At 71.6% G+C, this 18726-nt stretch carries 16 protein-coding genes; 8 read left to right on the plus strand and 8 right to left on the minus strand.

The genetic code is table 11. The annotated features are described in order from the left end of the window. Window positions 1-764: 764 nt before the first annotated feature. Window positions 765-1955, plus strand: coding sequence for a phosphoserine phosphatase SerB (serB, locus tag AB0C36_RS03510; protein WP_358348562.1), 1191 nt, complete (start codon window positions 765-767; stop codon window positions 1953-1955). Between the two features lie 39 nt (window positions 1956-1994). On the opposite strand, the gene AB0C36_RS03515 is transcribed toward serB, so the two are convergent. From AB0C36_RS03515 to fabG, 5 genes are all read right to left on the minus strand, one after another. Next, window positions 1995-2510, minus strand: coding sequence for a SixA phosphatase family protein (locus AB0C36_RS03515; RefSeq protein WP_358348565.1), 516 nt, complete (start codon window positions 2508-2510; stop codon window positions 1995-1997). Between the two features lie 115 nt (window positions 2511-2625). Next, window positions 2626-4947 carry an MMPL family transporter gene (locus AB0C36_RS03520; protein WP_358348568.1) on the minus strand — a complete coding sequence of 774 codons (2322 nt, stop codon included), beginning with the start codon at window positions 4945-4947 and terminating at the stop codon, window positions 2626-2628. 346 nt (window positions 4948-5293) lie between these two features. Next, window positions 5294-5596: a hypothetical protein gene (locus AB0C36_RS03525; RefSeq protein ID WP_358348571.1), complete on the minus strand. Its 303-nt coding sequence runs from the start codon at window positions 5594-5596 to the stop codon at window positions 5294-5296. Between the two features lie 188 nt (window positions 5597-5784). Continuing rightward, entirely contained in the window at window positions 5785-6558 is a 774-nt protein-coding gene (fabI, locus tag AB0C36_RS03530; RefSeq protein WP_358348574.1) for an enoyl-ACP reductase FabI, read from the minus strand. A 3-nt stretch (window positions 6559-6561) separates the two neighbouring features. Next, entirely contained in the window at window positions 6562-7266 is a 705-nt protein-coding gene (gene fabG / locus AB0C36_RS03535; protein ID WP_358348577.1) for a 3-oxoacyl-[acyl-carrier-protein] reductase, read from the minus strand. A gap of 230 nt (window positions 7267-7496) precedes the next feature. Here fabG and AB0C36_RS03540 point away from each other — a divergent pair, with 230 nt between their 5' ends. The 5 genes from AB0C36_RS03540 to AB0C36_RS03560 all read left to right on the plus strand — a co-directional run bounded on the left by AB0C36_RS03540 (window position 7497) and on the right by AB0C36_RS03560 (window position 12440). Then, the gene (locus tag AB0C36_RS03540; protein WP_358348580.1) at window positions 7497-9020 is read left to right on the plus strand and encodes a TldD/PmbA family protein; all 1524 of its coding nucleotides are present in this window, start codon (window positions 7497-7499) and stop codon (window positions 9018-9020) included. Further along, on the plus strand, window positions 9017-10420 hold the full coding sequence (locus AB0C36_RS03545; protein WP_358348582.1) for a metallopeptidase TldD-related protein: 1404 nt from the start codon (window positions 9017-9019) through the stop codon (window positions 10418-10420). Before AB0C36_RS03540 ends, AB0C36_RS03545 begins: the two co-directional genes overlap by 4 nt. A gap of 94 nt (window positions 10421-10514) precedes the next feature. Then, window positions 10515-11051: an RNA 2'-phosphotransferase gene (locus AB0C36_RS03550; RefSeq protein WP_358348847.1), complete on the plus strand. Its 537-nt coding sequence runs from the start codon at window positions 10515-10517 to the stop codon at window positions 11049-11051. A 265-nt stretch (window positions 11052-11316) separates the two neighbouring features. Next, on the plus strand, window positions 11317-11859 hold the full coding sequence (locus tag AB0C36_RS03555) for a DUF3099 domain-containing protein (RefSeq protein WP_358348585.1): 543 nt from the start codon (window positions 11317-11319) through the stop codon (window positions 11857-11859). Between the two features lie 335 nt (window positions 11860-12194). Beyond that, window positions 12195-12440: a hypothetical protein gene (locus AB0C36_RS03560; RefSeq protein ID WP_358348588.1), complete on the plus strand. Its 246-nt coding sequence runs from the start codon at window positions 12195-12197 to the stop codon at window positions 12438-12440. A gap of 217 nt (window positions 12441-12657) precedes the next feature. Here AB0C36_RS03560 and moaA read toward each other — a convergent pair whose 3' ends face one another. Then, a complete protein-coding gene (gene moaA / locus AB0C36_RS03565; RefSeq protein ID WP_358348591.1) occupies window positions 12658-13686 on the minus strand; it encodes a GTP 3',8-cyclase MoaA in 1029 nt (342 codons plus the stop codon). Between the two features lie 246 nt (window positions 13687-13932). Between moaA and AB0C36_RS03570 the strand changes: the two genes are divergently transcribed. Next, the gene (locus AB0C36_RS03570; RefSeq protein ID WP_358348594.1) at window positions 13933-15432 is read left to right on the plus strand and encodes a D-alanyl-D-alanine carboxypeptidase family protein; all 1500 of its coding nucleotides are present in this window, start codon (window positions 13933-13935) and stop codon (window positions 15430-15432) included. 113 nt (window positions 15433-15545) lie between these two features. Here AB0C36_RS03570 and AB0C36_RS03575 read toward each other — a convergent pair whose 3' ends face one another. Next, a complete protein-coding gene (locus tag AB0C36_RS03575) occupies window positions 15546-16901 on the minus strand; it encodes an ABC transporter substrate-binding protein (RefSeq protein WP_358348597.1) in 1356 nt (451 codons plus the stop codon). A 186-nt stretch (window positions 16902-17087) separates the two neighbouring features. Further along, the gene (locus tag AB0C36_RS03580; RefSeq protein ID WP_358348600.1) at window positions 17088-17669 is read right to left on the minus strand and encodes an MTB12 C-terminal domain-containing protein; all 582 of its coding nucleotides are present in this window, start codon (window positions 17667-17669) and stop codon (window positions 17088-17090) included. Between the two features lie 344 nt (window positions 17670-18013). On the opposite strand from AB0C36_RS03580, the gene AB0C36_RS03585 reads away from it, so the two are divergent. Then, the gene (locus AB0C36_RS03585; RefSeq protein WP_358348603.1) at window positions 18014-18718 is read left to right on the plus strand and encodes a hypothetical protein; all 705 of its coding nucleotides are present in this window, start codon (window positions 18014-18016) and stop codon (window positions 18716-18718) included. The last annotated feature ends 8 nt before the right edge of the window (window positions 18719-18726 follow it).

Below are 18726 nucleotides of genomic sequence, written 5' to 3' on the forward strand. Positions count from 1 at the left end.
CATACCGACACCTTCCGGCGGCCTCCGGCCGCGTGGGGGCGCGGCACCGACACGGGCGGAACCGCGCTATAGATGGCGGCAACCGCGGTGATTGTTTTGTGAGCTTTGAATCCCCCTGTGTGAAGCACCCCAAGGGGGAAATGCCTCGTGAGTTTGGCCGGGTCGGCGGGGGGCGGGATGGGCGGCTGGGGCTGACCCTTGTGGGCGGCACCCTCCTGAGGCGGAAATGCCCCGTGAGTGTGGGGCCAGGTCGGCGGGGGCGGGATGGGCGGGGCTGGCTGACCGTTGTGTGGGGGCGCCCTCCCCGGGCGGAACGGCTCCGGGGGGCCTTGGGGCTGGGGCGGGGAGTGTGCGGTGGCGGGCGAGGGTGGTTAGTCGTTGTGGGGAGGCACCCCTAACGGGGCGGAAATGCCTCGTGAGTTGTGGGTCGGGTCGGTGGGGGCGGGATGGGTCGGCGGGGGCGGCTGGTCGTTGTGGCCGGCGCCCCCTGAGACGGAAATGCCCCGTGAGTGTGGGCCCGGTTCGGTGGGGGCGGGATGGGTCGGTTGGGGCGGGCTGGCTGACCGTTGTGGGGAGGCGCCCTCACGGGGTGGAAAGGCCCTGTGAGTTTGGGGTCGGGGCGGTGGGGGCGGGATGGGTGGGCGGGGGTGGTGGCTGGTGGTTGTGGGGAGGCGGCTTCTGGGGTGGCGCTGCGTGGGGGGTTGGTGTCCACCCATCGGGACCGTGCGACGGGGGTTGTGGGGGGACGGGTACCGTGATCGTTCATGGACGTCGCGACCCGTACGCTGCTCGTGAAGATCTTCGGTAAGGACCATCCCGGGATCACCTCGTCGCTTTTCGAGACGTTGGCGGGCCAGGGTCTTGAGGTCGTCGACATCGAGCAGACCGTCACGCGGGGCCGTCTGACCCTGTGTGTTCTGGTGCCCGCGCCGGCCGAGGACGGCGAGCTCCGGGCGCGGCTGCACCGTTGGGCCGAGGGCGAGCGGCTGGACATCGAGATCATCTCGGGCAGCGGCGACAACCGTCCGCGTGGTGAGGGGCGCTCGCACGTGACGGTGCTCGGGCATCCGCTCACCGCCGACGCGGTCGCCGCCATAGCGGGACGCATCGCCGCGACGGGCGCCAACATCGACCGCATTTTCCGGCTCGCGAAGTACCCGGTCACCGCGATCGAGTTGCAGGTCTCCGGGGTGGAGACGGACAAGCTCCGTGCGGAGCTCGCGCCGGAGGCGGCGGCCCGGCTCATCGATGTGGCGGTCCAGCCGGCGGGGTTGCTGCGGCGGGCGAAGCGCCTGGTGGTCATGGACGTCGACTCGACGCTCATCCAGGGCGAGGTCATCGAACTGCTCGCGGCGCACGCGGGCTGTCTCGACGAGGTGGCCGAGGTGACGGCCGCCGCGATGCGCGGCGAGTTGGACTTCGCCGAGTCGCTGCGGGCGCGCGTGGCGCTTCTGGCGGGCCTCGACGCGTCCGCGATCGACGCGGTGCGCGAGCAGGTGGAGCTGACTCCCGGCGCGCGGACCCTCGTACGCACGCTCAAGCGCCTCGGCTACCAGGTCGGCATCGTCTCGGGCGGCTTCACGCAGGTCACCGATGTCCTCGTGGAACGGCTCGGGCTCGACTACTCGGCGGCGAACACGCTGGAGGTCGTGGACGGCAGGCTCACCGGGCACGTGATCGGCGAGATCGTGGACCGTCCGGGCAAGGCCCGCATGCTGGAGCGGTTCGCGGTGGCGGCGGGCGTACCGCTGTCGGCGACCGTGGCGATCGGCGACGGCGCCAACGACCTCGACATGCTCAACACGGCGGGCCTGGGTGTCGCGTTCAACGCCAAGCCGGTGGTACGCCAGGCCGCCGACACCGCGGTGAACGTCCCGTTCCTGGACACCGTCCTGTTCCTGCTGGGCCTGACCCGTGAAGAGGTCGAGGCCGCGGACGCCGCGGACGGCGGCTGACCGACGGGGGCGGCGCGCGGCGCGCGCCGCCCGAGGCGGTCAGGCCCGGGGTGTCTCGAAGGCCGCCAGGTGCGCGCCCTTTTCGTTGAGGTCCCCCCAGGTGCCCTCGAAGCGCATGAGCGCGATGCCCGACGTCGCGTACTTCTCGCGGGCGCGTTCCAGCGCGTCGCCGTCCGAGCTGCCCGCGAGGGCGGACACCAGCGTGGCGACGCCCGGGTTGTGGCCGATCAGGACGAGGGTGTCGACGTCGTCGGGGGTCTCCTGCACGACGTAGAGCAGGGCCTGCGCCGAGGCGTCGTAGAGGCGGTCGTCGTAGCTGGTGTGCGGCTTCGGATCGAACACCTTGCCCATGAGCTTCCAGGTCTCGCGGGTGCGCTGCGCGGTCGAGCAGACCACGTGGTCCGGGTGCACGCGCTGCCCGACGAGCCAGTTGCCGATCTGCGGGGCGTCCTGCCTGCCACGGTCCGCCAGAGGCCTTTCGTGGTCCGGGACGTCGGGCCAGTCCGCCTTCGCGTGCCTGACCACCACCAGTGTGCGCTGTCGCTGCGATGCCATGGGATCCAGCCTCTCAGAATTCCGGGGACATGCACGGCGGGTCCCGACCCTCAAGGGTCGGGACCCGCCGCGTTGTGACACTGTGTTCGACCGTCTGCCGACCGTCGACCGATCGTCAGCCGACCGGCGGCCTCGGGATCCGGGAGGAGCCGGAGACGTCGTGCCCGTCCTGGCCGTACGGGTCGCCGTAGCCGGGCTGGTACGGCGCCGCGTGGGCCCCCGCGAGCACCGGCTCACGGTGCGGCGTCGCGACCTCGTCGTCCTCGCCCGCGCCGTGGTCCATCTGCGGCAGCCAGCCCAGCCACTTCGGCAGGTACCAGTTGCGCTCGCCCAGCAGGCCCATGACGGCCGGCAGCAGGATCGCGCGGATGATCGTGGCGTCCAGCAGGACCGCGACCGCGAGGCCGACGCCCATCTGCTTCATCTGCTGCATGGACAGGGTGCCGAAGACCGCGAACACCGCCACCATGATCACCGCGGCGCTGGTGACGACGCCGGCGGTGCTGCGCACCCCGAAGGCCACCGCGTCGTTGGTGCTCATGCCCTTGTCGTACGCCTCGCGGATCCGGCTGACGACGAAGACGTGGTAGTCCATCGAGAGGCCGAACAGCACCACGAAGAGGAACAGCGGCAGCCACGAGGTGATCGCGCCCGGTGCGTCCGTGCCGACCAGGAAGTCGCCGTAGCCGTGCTGGAAGACCAGTGCGAGCACACCGTAGGCGGCGCCCACCGACAGCAGGTTCAGGACGATCGCCGTCAGCGCGATGGCGAGCGAGCGGAACGACACGAGCATCAGCAGGAAGGCGAACAGGAGCACGAAGCCGAAGGCGATCGGCGTGGTCTTGTCGAGCTGGTGGTTGAAGTCCTTGGTCTCCGCGTAGTCGCCGGCGACCGGGGCGTCGACACCCTCGACCTTGCCGAACGTGGCGGGTACCACGTCGTCGCGCAGCGTGCTGAGCGACTTGCCGTCGTCCGCGCCGGTGAACGGCACGTTGATCTGCATGACGTCGTTCTTGTCCGGGAAGGTGCGGACCTCGATCTGGTTCGTGAACAGCGTCGGGTTGTCGGCGACGCGCTTCTTGAAGTCGGTCAGCGCGGCCTGGAATCCGGCGGCGTTGATGTCGTCGGCGGAGATCACGACCTGCGCGGGCGCCGGGCCTCCGGGGAACTTCTCGTTGACGTGCTTGTACGTCTGGACGATCGGCTCGCTCTTGGGCAGTTCCTTGTCGAGCGGCAGCAGCGACAGCTTCATGTCGAGGGCGGGGATCGTCAGCGCGATCAGCAGGCCGCCGGCGACCACGGTCCAGGCGAGCGGACGCTTGAGCACGGTGCGCAGGATCGCGCCCCAGAACTTGCCGCCGTCGGGGGACGGGCGGCGCATGCGGCCCAGGCCGGGGATCTTGCCGGCGTCGACCTTGTCGCCGAGCATCGACAGCAGCGCGGGCAGCACGGTGACCGAGCCGAGCATCGCGGTGAAGACCACGATGATGGTGCCCATCGCCATCGACTGGAACTGGCCCAGGCCGGTGAACATCATGCCCGCCATCGCGACCATGACGGTGACGCCCGAGATCAGCACCGAACGGCCGGACGTCGCGGCGGCGATGGCCAGCGCGCGCTCCGGGTCGCGGCCCTTCGCGCGCTCCTCACGCTCGCGCCGGATGTAGAAGAGGCAGTAGTCGACGCCGACCGCGAGGCCGATGAGCAGCATCACCGACATGGTGACGTCCTCGGTCGGGACCAGCCGGCTCGCCAGGACGAGCAGGCCCATGCTGGCCGCGATGAACGCAGTGAGTGCCAGGACCACCGGCAGCAGGGCCGCGACGACCGCGCCGAACGCGATGAGCAGGATGCCGAGGGCGAGCGGGACGGCGGTCCACTCGGCGGTCTTGAAGTCGTTGCCGATCGTGTCGTCGAACCACTTCTCGGACGTGGCGTCGCCGAGCTGCTCGATCTTCAGGTCGGGGTGGGCGGCCTGGCCGGCCTTGACCGCGTCCAGGATCGGGGCGAGCTTGTCGACCGCGTCGTCGGGCTTGCCCATGACGTCGAACTGGGCGAGGGCCGACTTGCCGTCCGCCGAGATGGCGCCTTCCGCCGTGTACGGCGAGCGGATGTTCTCGACGACGCCGCTGGCCTGCACCTTGGCGAGGACGTCGTCCACGGCGGCCTTGAAGCCCGGGTCCTGCGCGGCGACGGATGCGCTGGTGAACAGCAGCATCTCGCTGGAGGGGTCCTCCACCCCGGCGTCCTCGATGATCTTCTCGGCGCGCCCGGACTCCCCCGGGGTCATGTCCGAGTCCTTCAGTTCCTTCGATCCGAGCATGCCGCCGATGACGACGGAGAGGACCACGAAAAGCAGCCAGGCGGCCACTGCCGTCTTGCGATTCCTCGCGCTCCATCCGCCCATCGAGGCGGCGAGATTGCGCCTGCGTGCCATGGGTTTGTTCTCCTTCGTCGCGTGTGCGTACGCGGCGGAACCGCCCCGAGTCGGTGGTTCCCGTGCTGTCGGTACGACGCTACGAGCCGGGGGCGCGCGGCCCCATCCGGCGGACTGCCGTATCGCTCGGGTGTGGGCGCCCGTAGCCGAGGTAGGGCTAACCCCACCCCCTAGGGGTCGGGTGGCGCCGGAAGGGGTCGACTCGTTGACGTGTCGCCTGGGCGATCCTGGGCGATCATGATCATTTCGACCACCCGGTTATCCGGATAGCGCGAAACGCCCCTGGTGCACGGTTTGCTGACCTTTCGTCAGCAGCGGCACACAGGGGCGTACGTCGGACGGGGTGTCAGCTCACGAGCGTCGCGATCAGCGAGATGATCCCGGTGATCAGCAGCATGGCGCCGAGGATCCCGAGCATGGCGCGACTGGCCGGCTTGTCCGGGTCCGGCGGCCCGAGGACGGGGGTGAACCCCTCGTCCCCGCGAGCCGCGAGATCGGCGGCCTCGGCCTCGGCCCGTGCCCGGCGCGCCTCCAGCTCCGCGGCGCGCGCCTGGTCCTCCCGCGCCTTGCGTGCCGCGACGGCACGCGCGTAGCGCTCCTTGGAGGACTCGCCCTTGGCGGGCCGGGGCTGCGACGGTGATGCGGACATACCACGAGTCTCCCAGACGCCGCGGTGCCGATCGCCCGGGGGTTGCGAAACGGGACGACGCCGCGGGGCCGTGCGGTGCGGGGACCCGGGCGAGTGCCTCCGCGCGGCCGGCGGAGCGGGTCGACCGCGCACAAAGACCCGCGAACCCGCCCTGCGGGCCGGGTTCGCGGGTCTCGTGTGATGCGGTGTCAGGCGCCCATGGCGTGCAGGCCGCCGTCGACGTGGACCACCTCGCCCGTCGTCTTCGGGAACCAGTCCGACAGCAGTCCCACGACCCCGCGCGCCGCGGGCTCCGGGTCGTTGAGGTCCCAGCCCAGCGGGGCCTTCTCGTTCCAGACGCCCTCGAACCGGTCGAAGCCGGGAATCGAGCGGGCCGCCATCGTCTTGACCGGCCCGGCCGAGACGAGGTTGACCCGCACATTCTGCTCGCCGAGGTACTTCGCCAGGTAGCGGGAGGTCGCCTCCAGACCGGCCTTGGCGACGCCCATCCAGTCGTACCCCGGCCACGCCACCTGCGCGTCGAAGTCCAGGCCGACGACCGACAGCGAGCCGTCCTTCGGCTTCAGCGGCAGCGTGGCCATCGTCAGCGACTTGAGCGAGAACGCGGACACGTGCACGGCCGTCGAGACGTCCTCGTACGTCGTGTTCAGGAAGTTCCCGCCCAGCGCGTCCTGCGGGCCGAACGCGACGGAGTGCACGACGCCGTCGAGGCCGTCGACGTGCTGGCGCACGTTGTCCGCGAGGGCGTCCAGGTGCTCCTGGTTCGTCACGTCCAGCTCGATCACCGGTGCCGGCTTGGGCAGTCGGCCGGCGATCCGGTTGACCAGCGACAGGCGGCCGAACCCGGTGAGCACGACCTCGGCGCCTTCCTCCTGCGCGAGGCGCGCGACGTGGAAGGCGATCGAGGCGTCCGTCAGGACGCCGGTGACAAGAATGCGCTTGCCGACCAGAAGGTCACCCATGTGTCAGTGCCCCATTCCAAGTCCGCCGTCAACAGGGATGACAGCTCCGGTGATGTACGACGCGGCGTCCGAGGCCAGGAAGCGGACCACGCCCGCGACCTCCTCCGTGCTCGCGTATCGGCCGAGCGGCACCTGCGCCAGGATCTCGGCCTTGCGGTCCTCGCCGAGCACCTCGGTCATGGCCGTGTCGACGAAGCCGGGCGCGACCACGTTGGTGGTGATGTTGCGCGAACCCAGTTCGCGGGCGAGGGAGCGGGCGAAGCCGACGAGGCCGGCCTTCGACGCCGCGTAGTTGGCCTGGCCCGCCGAGCCGAGCAGCCCGACGACCGACGAGATCAGCACGATGCGGCCCTTGCGGGCCCGCAGCATGCCCTTGCTCGCGCGCTTGACCACCCGGAACGTGCCGGTGAGGTTGGTGTCGACGACCTCGGTGAAGTCGTCCTCGCTCATGCGCAGCAGGAGCGTGTCCTTGGTGATGCCGGCGTTCGCGATCAGGACCTCGACGTTGCCCTGGTGCGCCTCGACCTCCTTGAAGGCCTGCTCGACCTGCTCGGGGTCGGTGATGTCGCACTTGACACCGAACAGTCCCTCGGGCGCCTCGCCGGACCGCGACGTGACCGCGACCTTGTCGCCTTCCGCCGCGAAGGCCCTCGCGATCGCCAGGCCGATGCCCCGGTTGCCTCCGGTGACCAGTACGGACCGGCTCAACGGATCACTCCTTATACGTCGCTGTACGGGTCCGTCGACCGTATCGGTCCACGGCGCGGTACGTGGAATCGCCCTCGACAAGAAGATCCGGCCCGCGGCTGTGGGAAGTCGCCAACCGCCGCGTGCCGGCGCACGCCCGAAATCGGCGGCTGCGGCCGCCTCCCCCGTGATTGACTTCCGGACAGCGCGTGCCCTGGTTCCAGAGCAGCAGAAAGACAGGTGAGCAGCCCGTGCCGCACCCGATCGATCCGGCCTTCGAGGCCTATCCGCTGCGCCGCCTCGCGGACGCCGCCCTCGGGCGGGCCCGCGAACTCGGTGCCGCCCACGCGGACTTCCGCCTGGAGCGCATCCGTGACGCGCACCTGAGGCTGCGCGACGGGCGTACCGAGACGTCGCTCGACTCGACCGACGTCGGGTTCGCGGTGCGGGTCGTGCACGAGGGTGCCTGGGGCTTCGCGGCCGGCGTCGATCTGACCGTGGACGCCGCGGTGCGCATCGCCGAGGAGGCGGTCGCGGTCGCCCGCGTGTCGCGGTCGATCGCGCAGGCGTCCGGCGCGGGGCCGGACGACCTCGTCGAGCTCGCCCCGGAGCCGGTGTACGAGGACGCGGTATGGGTGTCCTCCTACGAGGTCAACCCGTTCGACGTCGCGGAGGCCGACCGCATCGCGCTGCTCGCGCAGTGGAGCCGCGACCTGCTCGCGGCCGACGGCGTGGACCACGTCGACGCGTCGCTCATGGCGGTGCAGGAGAACAAGTTCTACGCGGACACCGCGGGCACCACCACCACGCAGCAGCGCGTACGCCTGCACCCGCAGCTCACCGCGGTCGCCGTCACCGGCGGCGCGTTCGAGTCGATGCGCACGATCGCGCCGCCGGTCGGCCGCGGTTGGGAGTACCTGACCGGCACCGGCTGGGACTGGAAGGCGGAGCTGTCCGAGCTGCCGTCGCTGCTCGCCGAACGGGTCGCGGCGCCGTCCGTCGAGGCGGGCGCGTACGACCTCGTCATCGACCCGGGCAACCTGTGGCTGACGATCCACGAGTCGATCGGCCACGCCACCGAGCTGGACCGCGCGCTGGGCTACGAGGCGGCGTACGCGGGAACCTCCTTCGCGACGTTCGACAAGCTCGGCACGCTCAAGTACGGCTCCGAGATCATGCACGTCACCGGCGACCGCACCGCCGAACACGGCCTCGCGACCGTCGGCTACGACGACGAGGGCGTGGCGACGCAGAGCTGGGACCTGGTCAAGGACGGCGTGCTGGTGGGCTACCAGCTCGACCGCAACATGGCCCGGATGAAGGGCTTCGGCCGGTCCAACGGCTGCGCGTTCGCCGACTCGCCGTCGCACGTCCCGGTCCAGCGCATGGCGAACGTCTCGCTGCGCCCGGCCGCGGAGGACCGGTCGACCGCCGACCTGATCGGCGGTGTCGAGCGCGGCCTCTACATCGTCGGCGACAAGTCGTGGTCGATCGACATGCAGCGCTACAACTTCCAGTTCACCGGCCAGCGCGCTTACCGCATCGAGAACGGCCGACTCGCGGGCCAGGTCAAGGACTTCGCGTACCAGGCGACCACCACGGATTTCTGGGGGTCGATGGAGGCGCTCGGCGGCGAGTCGACGTACGTCTTCGGCGGCGCCTTCAACTGCGGCAAGGCGCAGCCCGGTCAGGTCGCGGCGGTCGGCCACGGATGCCCGTCGGCGCTCTTCCGGGGCGTGCGGGTGCTCAACACGGTTCAGGAGGCGGGGCGTTGACGGACACGACCACGGTGACGAAGCCCGGCGAGATCGTCGAGCGCGCGCTCGAACTGTCGCGTACGGACGGCTGCGTGGTGATCGCGCAGGAGTCCGGCACCGCGAACCTGCGTTGGGCCGGCAACGCGCTGACCACCAACGGGCTCACGCACAGCCGCCAGGTGACCGTGATCGCGACGGTCGACGGCGCCGAGGGCACGGCCTCGGGCGTGGTCTCGCGCAGCGGCGTCACACCCGCCGATCTGGAGGGCCTGGTGCGCGCCGCCGAGGAGGCGGCGCGCGGCGCCGGACCCGCCGAGGACGCGAATCCCCTGGTGGGCGGCACCGAGTTCGCGGCCGGCTTCGACGAGCCGCCCGCGGGCACATCCATCGAAGTGTTCCGCGAGTTCGCCCCGGCGTTGGGCGAGGCCTTCGCGCGGGCCCGGGCCGGCGGCCGCCGGCTGTACGGGTTCGCCTCGCACGAGGTGTCGTCGAGGTACGTGGGCAACTCGGCGGGCCTGCGCGCCCGGCACGACCAGCCCACCGGCACCTTCGAGCTCAACGCGAAGTCCGCCGACATGTCCCGCTCGGCGTGGGCGGGCGTGGCGACGCGCGACTTCACCGACGTGGACGTCGCGCGCGCCGAGGCGGAGCTGGAGCAGCGCGTCGCCTGGGCGGCCCGCCGCGTCGACCTGCCGGCCGGACGCTACGAGACGCTGCTGCCGCCGAGCGCGGTGGCGGACCTGATGATCTACCTCGCCTGGTCGGCGGGTGCGCGCGACGCGCACGAGGGCCGCACGGTGTTCAGCAAGCCGGGCGGCGGGACGCGGGTGGGCGAGAAGCTGTCGTCGCTGCCGCTGACGCTGCGCAGCGACCCCGCGTACCCGGGCCTGGAGTGCGCGCCGTTCAGCACCGCGGCCGCGTCCGGCGACACGTCGTCGGTGTTCGACAACGGCTTTGCGCTGCAGCCGACTTCGTGGATCGCGGACGGTGTGCTGTCGACCCTCCCGGCGAGCCGCCACTCGGCCGCGCTGGCCGGCCTGCCCGCCGCGCCCGACATCGACAACCTGGTGCTGGAAAGCGGAGGCGCCGACCGGTCACTGGCCGATATGGTCGCCTCGACCAAGCGCGGGCTGCTGCTCACCTGCCTGTGGTACATCCGCGAGGTGGACCCGCAGACCCTGCTGCTGACCGGCCTGACGCGCGACGGGGTCTACCTCGTCGAGGACGGCGAGGTCGTCGGCGCGGTCAACAACTACCGCTTCAACGAGTCGCCCGTGGACCTGCTGGGCCGGGTGACCGAGGCGGGCGCCACCGAGCGGACCATGCCGCGCGAGTGGGGCGACTACTTCTCGCGGGCGGCGATGCCGCCGCTCCGCGTACCGGACTTCAACATGAGCTCGGTGAGCCAGGCGTCCTGAGGATCCGGCCCCCGCACCCGCACCGGGTTCGGGGGCCGATCCGACGCCCCGGCCCGAGCCGCGAGCGCCGAGGAGGCGTGTGGACGAAAAACGTATGGTCAAGGTGTCCAAATACCTGTCGAGGGCACTCCGGCACCAGCCGGAGCGCATCGGCATCACCCTTGACACCGCCGGTTGGGCGGAGATCGACGACCTGCTCGCGGCGTGCCGCGCGCGGGGCTTCGCGGTGAGCCGCGAGGAGCTCGACCACGTGGTCGAGCACAACGACAAGAAGCGGTTCGCGGTGTCGGCGGACGGCACCCGCATCCGCGCGAGCCAGGGGCACACGGTCGCGGTCGAGCTGGGCCTGACCGCCGCCGAGCCGCCCGCCCTGCTGTTCCACGGCACGGTCGGCCGCGTGGTCGACACGATCATGACCGAGGGACTGCGCCCGATGGACCGGCACGACGTGCACCTGTCCCCCGACGTGGAGACCGCCGGCCGGGTGGGTGCGCGCCGGGGTCGTCCGGTGGTGCTGGTGGTGGACGCGGGGCGCATGCACGCGGACGGGCACGTGTTCCGCGTGTCGGACAACGGCGTGTGGCTGGTGCCGGCGGTGCCGCCGGGGTACCTGCGTCGTCAGGAGACCTGAGCCGCAGAGAGCGCTGCGCCGCAAGGGGTGCGGTGGCCGCGAGGGGTGCGGAGCCGCCAGGAGTCCTGGGCCCACGCCGCCGGTTCGCGGTTCGTCCGCCGCCCGGCGGCCTTCTTCGCACTTCCGGATCACCCGCACGGACGGCAATCGGAAACTCGTGGCCAAGGCGCGCCCCCCGGTCTCGTTCACGGGGTGGGCGCGGCGTACGGTGGGGACAAGGACCTCGGCCCAGGGTCGACCGGGGCTCGTCGGCGGGCAGGTGGGCATGGTGCTGGTGAATCGCGCGGGTCGCGCGGAGACGTACCAGATCAGCGGTGCACGCAAAGGACTGACCGAGGATGTGCGCGGGCGCCAGCGCCGTTACGTGGTGTCGATGTCGATCCGCACGGTGTGCTTCATCCTCGCGGTGGTCCTGGAGGGTCCTCTGCGGTGGGTGATGATTGCCGGTGCGCTGCTGCTGCCGTACGTCGCCGTGGTGGTCGCCAACGCCGGCCGCTCGCGCCGGCTGGATCCGCCGCCCGCCTCGCAAGTGGTGCCGCCGCAGGCGCACCGGGCCATCGAACCGCCGCCGCACGCGGTCCTCACCAGTGCCGAGCGGCACGACATCACGGTCGTTCCGGAGGACGCGTGGATCGTGCCCGACGAGGCCGCCGCGCCGCCGCGCGGGACGACGGTCTGGGCGACCACCGCATCCGGTGAGACCAGCGCCGGCAAAGCCCCCGGTTCGGGTGCCGGGGAACCGCACCGTGAGCCGTCCGGCGGGGCCGGTGGCGGACCTGACGCTCCGCCAGAAGGTAACCGTCAGTAAGTTGTTCGAGTGCCCGCCGACCGGGTGGGAACAGGTTCGCGGCACCTGCCAAAATCGCTCGACACGCGTTGCCGGATGGGGCTTCACGTCGGGCGTGGACGTGCCATACTTCAAAACGTGCTCCGTATCCCCCGTCGGAGCGACCGACGCGATGCCGGGCGGCTCCCCCCGTGGCTGCCCGGCATCGCCCGTGTCCGGGGCTTGTGCGAACGGGAGTTCGCGGACCGGCGAGGTCGCCCCGCCGGGGGACGCTCATCACACAGAGCAGCGAAATGGTGGCCCGGCCCCGCGGTTCCCGACGCGTGACGCGGGTGCCGTCTTGCGATACTGGGGGCATGTTTCCCACCGAAGAGCCGGGACGGCCCATCTGTTCGGCGAAGGGCTGCCGTGTCGACGCGCGGTGGGTCCTGGCCTGGAACAACCCGAAGCTGCACACGCCCGATCGCCGCAAGACGTGGCTGGCCTGCGACGAACACCGGGACACCCTGGGGCAGTTCCTCGCAGTACGCGGGTTCCTGAAGGACACGGTCGCGTTCGAGGCGTGGACGGCCGCCGAGGAGACCGGCGGCACGAAGACCTGACGGCTGCGCGGAGGTCCGACCGGCGGCCGTGAGTGGGCCGGAACGGCGGTCGCGGGTAGGCCCTGGGCGGCTGCGCGAATGCCTGGAGGGGCCGCGCGGAGGCGCGGTGGTTGTGCGACGGTCCCGGCGGGGCGCCCGCGGCCGAGGCAGTCGTCAGTCGGGGGCGTTGGTCGGCGTCGTCGCCCGGATGGCCGGCCGCGTCGTCAGCCCGGTGGTCTCAGCCGCCGATGGCCGACATCGGGCGGGCCGGCTGGAGGAACGCCGGGTCGTCGATGCCCGCCCCCGCCTTCTTCGTCGCCATCGCGGCGCGCCAGCGGTCCGCGAGCTCGGCGTCGTCCGCGCCGCCCCGCAGGGCCGCGCGCAGGTCCGATTCCTCGCGGGCGAAGAGGCAGTTGCGGATCTGGCCGTCGGCGGTCAGCCGGGTGCGGTCGCAGGCACCGCAGAACGGCCTCGTCACGGTGCCGATCACGCCCACGCGGCCGGGTCCCCCGTCGACCAGCCAGCGTTCGGCCGGTGCGCTGCCGCGCGCGTCGTCGCCTTCCGGGGTCAGCCGGAACGCCGCCGAAAGGTCGCGCAGTATCTCCTCCGCGGTGACCATCTGCTCGCGCTTCCAGCCGTGCTGCGCGTCCAAGGGCATCTGCTCGATGAAGCGGAGCTCGTACCCGCGCTCCAGGCACCACGCGAGCAGCGCCGGCGCCTCGTCCTCGTTGACCCCGCGCATCAGGACGGCGTTGACCTTGACCGGCGTCAGCCCGGCCGCCGCGGCGGCGGCCATGCCCGCGACGACGTCGTGGTGGCGGTCGCGGCGGGTCAGCGTACGGAAACGCTCCGGGTCGAGGGTGTCCAGTGAGACGTTGACGCGGTCCAGGCCGGCCGCCTTGAGGGCGGGCGCCAGCTTGGTCAGCCCCAGGCCGTTGGTCGTGACCGACTGCTTGGGCCGCGGCTCCAGGGCCGCGACGCGCTCGATGATGCCGACCAGCCCGCGGCGCATCAGCGGTTCGCCGCCGGTGAAGCGCACCTCGGTGACGCCGAGCCGGGTGACCGCCACCGTGATCAGGCGCACGATCTCGTCGTCGGTGAGCAGCTCGGGCTTGGGCAGCCAGTCGAGGCCCTGTTCCGGCATGCAATAGGTGCAGCGCAGATTGCACCGGTCGGTGAGGGAGACGCGCAGGTCGGTGGCGACGCGCCCGAAGGAGTCGACGAGTCCGCCGGCCCGCGCGGCCTCGGCTGTCGTCTCGACACTCATGGCGGTCTCCTCACCCCCAGCCCGGCGTGGCAGCATGTCAGATTGCCGGTTCGGCTTCGCCCCCAGAGTACGCACGGTCCGCAACAAGGTGACCGGCGCCACCCTCGCGACAGTACGTGACGGTACGTCCGGCGGGCGTGTCGCGTTGCCTCATCTCGGCGTGGCGTATCCCATAGCGCACCTGTGACACTTCACGGCCCCGCAGTACACCGGCATAGGTAATGATCCTGCGGGGAGGATCCGACGTTGAATCAAAGACCGCAAGACCAGGGCCCGGAGGCCGGGCGGGACGCCGCGCACGGCGGCGCCCGCCACCGTGCCGACACCGGCCCCGGCGGGCACCGGGAGCCGTCGTACTCGGACGCCGCCCGGTACCTCGACAGCGCGTGGGAGTCGAGCAGCAGCGGCGCGCCGCAGACGCCGTACGACGGGCCGACGCAGGTCGTACCGGTGCACCAGATGCCGGTGGCGCCGCAGCCGCCCGCCCCGCAGCCCGCGGGACCGCGGCCGTCCGGCGCACGACCCGAAGACGCCCAACCGCACGACGCACAACAGCACGGCGCGCAACAGCGCGACTGGCAGCAGCACAACGCCCAGGCGCACCGGGCACAGCAGCAGCACGCACAGCCGAACGACGCACGGCCGGACCCCGCGCAGCCGAATCAGGCTCGGTCGGCCGGGGCGCATTCGGCCGGCGTGCCGCCGACCGGGTCCCCAGCCCCCGAGCAGCGCAGACCGGAGCTGGACCTGGGCGCGTACGCGATGGGCGCCCCGCAGCCGACCGGCCCCGGTGCCCCCGGGCGCCCCGGCGGGCACGCGGGCGCGGCCGGGCCGACGGACGCCTACGGGTCGGAGGCCGCACACGGGTCCCCAGCCGCTCCGGGGAACGGCGACATGCCGGGCGGAAGCGGTCCCGGTGGCCACGGTGGTGGCGACGGCGGGCACGGCGGCTACGGCGGCTACGGGCCCTATGGCGGCTCCGGCGACGACTCGGACGACGGATCCGGGTCCGGGTCCGGCGGCCGCCGCAAGCGGCGCCGCGCCCTGGTCATCTGGGGTGTCGCCGGCGCCGTCGCGCTCACCGGCGCCGGCCTGGTCGCCGCGAAGACACTGACCGGGGACGACAAGCCCAGCACCACATCGGTGGGCCTGACGACGTCGCCCACGCCCGGGAGCGCCCCGCCGTCCTCGGCCCCGCCGCCCTCGACCGTGTCCTCGGCGCCGTCCACGGGCGGCCCGAGCACGGGGGCCTCAAGCGGTCGGCCGTCCGGTTCCAAGTCTGCGAGCGGCAGCCCGTCGGGCAGTGCGTCGACCGGCAGCAAGACGCCGAAGACCGACTCGGACGACGACGGGATAGCCGACGACCCGGGGGCGACCGACCCGGCCAAGCTGGTCGGCGGCGCGCGCACCGCGTATCAGCAGGCGAAGTCGGCGATGGCGGCCGAGGGCGTCACGATGACGCTGACGTCGGGCAAGCGGTCGTACGAGCACCAGAAGGACCTGTGGGAACAGGAGGTGCGCGACAAGGGCTCCACCGCGGCGGCCCGTATGCGCGTGCTGCCGCCCGACGAGTCCTCGCACGTCGACGGCAACGCGATCGACATCAACGTCGCCGCGCAGCCGTGGATGAAGTCGAAGGGCAAGACGTACGGCTGGTGCCAGATCTACGCGAACGAGCCGTGGCACTTCGAGTTCCAGGCGTCCTACAAGACCCAGGGCTGCCCGGCGCTCAAGCCGCACCCGTAGGCACGGCGGCCGATCCTGGCCGGTGACGGCAACGCCGGCACACCACAAGCTGTTCAATGCGCGGCGGTACGGGTTCCTCCCGTGCCGCCGCGTGGTTCTTTCCCCGGAGCCCGCTACGGCTTGTACGGAAGCGAGGGCACCACCGAGCAGTTCGCCGCCATGTCGGGGACCTGGTCGACCCAGCCGCCCTTGCCGCCGTTCGCGGTGTCCTGCCAACGGACCACGTTGGTGCACCACTTCTGCGGCGCCTGCGCCTGTTCGGCGGTCTCCTGCCGGAAGTCCACCGGGATCAGCAGGCCGTGCGCGTCGTACCCCTCGGGTCGGTTCACGAACGCCTCGACGCACTTGCGCGTCACGTCGGCCCCACAGGAGGCGATGGCGTCGGTCAGCCACTGCGCGGACGCCCAACCCTCCAGCGCCCATTGCGACATCCGGTCCTCGCGGTCCGGGAAGTACTTCAGCATGGCGGCCCGGAACTCCGCGACGGCCGGATGGTCGACGTCCTCGTACGAGCGGCTGAACCCGGTGGCCTGGATGCTGTTGCGGCAGGTCGGCGAGTCCTTGAACTCCCGCCCCACCGCCGCGTTCTGACTCTGCACCGTGGAGACCTTCGCCTGCACCTTGAGGCCCATGTCGTCCATGGACTTGCAGAGCACCGCGTTGCCGCGCGTGTCCATCGCGTCGAAGACGAGGTCGACGCCGCGGTTCTTCATGTCGACGACTGCCGCGTCGAAGTTCGCCAGGAAGAAGTCGACCTGCTTGTCGACCACGGTGTATCCCTCGGCCTTCAGCCCGTCCTTGATGGTCTGGGCGTAGCGCGCCGAGTCGGGCTGGTTGTACGAGACCACCGCCGCCGTCCGTGCGCCGACGCGCTCCTTGAAGTACCGGTAGATCTCGGTGTTCTGGAAGAGCGTGCCGTCCCAGCCGACCTTGCCGTTCCGGGGCGCGCTGGAGCCGTAGAGGCTGTAGAGGTGCTGGTACTGGTCGTAGGCGTTGCCGACCGGGATACCGCCGACATCGGGGACGCCCTTGGAACTGATGTACTCGGCACCGGTGTAGTTGTAGATGCTGTTGCCGGCGAAGGCGAACACCTTGTCGTCGTCGACGAGTTGGCGCGCGCACTTCTGATTGTCGGCGCCGATGCCGCCGTCGTCGCATGCCACGACCTCGATGGTGCGGCCGTTGACGCCGCCCTTCTCGTTGAGGGCCTTGAAGAACGCCTGCGCGCCGTACATCGGGCCGGAGAAGGTCTCGTTGCCCAGCAGTCCTGACGCGGTGTCGATCATCCCGACCTTGATGGTGGTGGGGGTGACGCCGACATCCGAGGCGGCGTTCACGTTGGGCCCGCCCGCGGTGTTCGGGCCAGGCGCCGGCTGCTCGAAATCGCTTGCCGGGAGTCGGGATCCGCAGGCCGCGAGGACGAGACCGAGCGCGACGGCGACAGCGGCGTTGCGGACGATGCGGCGCATGTGCTCCTCCCGGGAGCCTCTGTCCTGAGCGGGCCTGGGGTGTCCTGGGTGGATCCTGCGGCACGTTCGCGCGGTACCGCAGGAAGCGAGCCGGCGGCTGCGGGTACGCACGCGGAGGGCGCGTACCCGCAGCCGCCACCGTCAGTCAGGAGGACGGTATTTCGGCACTCTTTGGTTCGACCGGCGTCAGGACGCGCAGGCCGGCGGCGCCGGGATGCCGAGGCCCGTACCGAAGCCACAGACCGTCTTCTTGCCGACCAGCCACTTGCCGTCCTGCTTGACGGCCTCGCCCTTCTGGTTCGGGTAGAACGGCGCGCCGCCGACGATCACGTCGAACGAGACGACGGCCTTGTCGCCGGACACGGCCACGTCGTTGACCTTGATCGACGCGGTGCCGAGGGCCGGGTTGGCGAGCAGCTGGTCCAGGAGCGGAGCGATGCCTGCCGCGTCCTGGATGCCCGCCTTGCGCTGGTCGACCGGCACCTTGGCGTCGAGCATCTGGGTGAACGACGCGGCAGCGGCCTTCTGATCGGCCGTGAAGGTGGCCGGGTCGGCCGGGGCACCCGCGGGCGCGCTGGACGAGCCGCCCGTGGCCGAGGCGGAGGTCGCCGGGGCGCTCGACGACGGGGCCGCGCTGGTCGCCGGCGCCGATGCACTCGGCGACGCCTTGGGCTCGTCCTTGTCGTCGTCGCCGCAGCCCGCGAGCAGCAGCACGCCCGCGACCGGCAGGGCCGCCCACGCCATGCGACGAGTACGTATGTCCCGCATGTGCTTTCACCGTCCGTTCTCGCCAGGGCCATTCCCCGGCGTAGATCACAGAAGTCAGGTCGGAGCGTACGGCACCCTACCCGTGCGTCACATGCCGACTCGGATACCCGTACAACTGTGTCCGACCTGTATCCGCGCCGCGTTGCCGACATGCCGTCGGCACGCAGTCGGTATGCAATCGTTCCCCGCGTTTTCCGATCGCGAAAGCCGGGTGTTCCGTTTCGACCACAACTAACCTGGACCAGACCCGGGGCGACCGCATCCGCACTGTCCCGGATGCGCAGGCGGCGAATAGGTGAGGCGGGCCGGTGGAGGGTTCCGAAAGACCGCGCTGGGACGGCGACGTGCGTTCGGCCGTTCGGGCGTACGGGGGCTGGATCGTCGTGCTCGTCGGCGCCGTGCTGTGTGCGGTGGGCTGGTACGGCGTGTCGGGCGAGAAGCACGAGGCCCGGCAGCTCCCGTACATCGCGTCGGCCACGGTGCCCGGTGCGGCGCTGATCGTCGCGGGCGCGGTCCTGGTGGCCGCACGTCTGCGGGGCGGAGGCGGGTCCGACGACGCGCTGCGGCGGCAGGTGGCGGAACTCCATGCGCTGATCCTGGAGCCGGTCGGTGCGGACGGCGGTGCCGGGGAGACCCGGGCCGGAGAGACGCGTGACGGCGCGGCCGGGGTGGCGAACGGCGGTCGTACGTCCGGTGGTTCGTCAGCCGGGGCGGTGGCCGCGGGGCCCGGGTCCGCGGCTGACGGCAGCGGCGAGGGGAACGTCGTCGCGAGCGGCGACACGCCGTTCGTCTCGCTACGTGGCGGAGCGCGTTACCACCGGCCCGACTGCGAGCTGGTGCGCGGCAAGAACGGCGTGTTCGCCCTCCGCCCGAAGCAGGCGGCCGAACTCGACCTGCGGCCGTGCGCGTTGTGCGACCCCGACGACACGGGTGCGGCTCCGGCGGCCCCGTCCGCGTCGTCCTCGGCGACCCCCTCGGGTCCTTCCCCGGGCCCGGCCCCGGGGTCCCCCGCCGCGCCCCCGTCTGCCGCGCCCGGCGACGCGGACTGACGCCGCCG

The sequence above is a fragment of the Streptodolium elevatio genome, from assembly GCF_040649515.1.
Classification (GTDB): Bacteria; Actinomycetota; Actinomycetes; order Streptomycetales; family Streptomycetaceae; genus Yinghuangia; species Yinghuangia elevatio.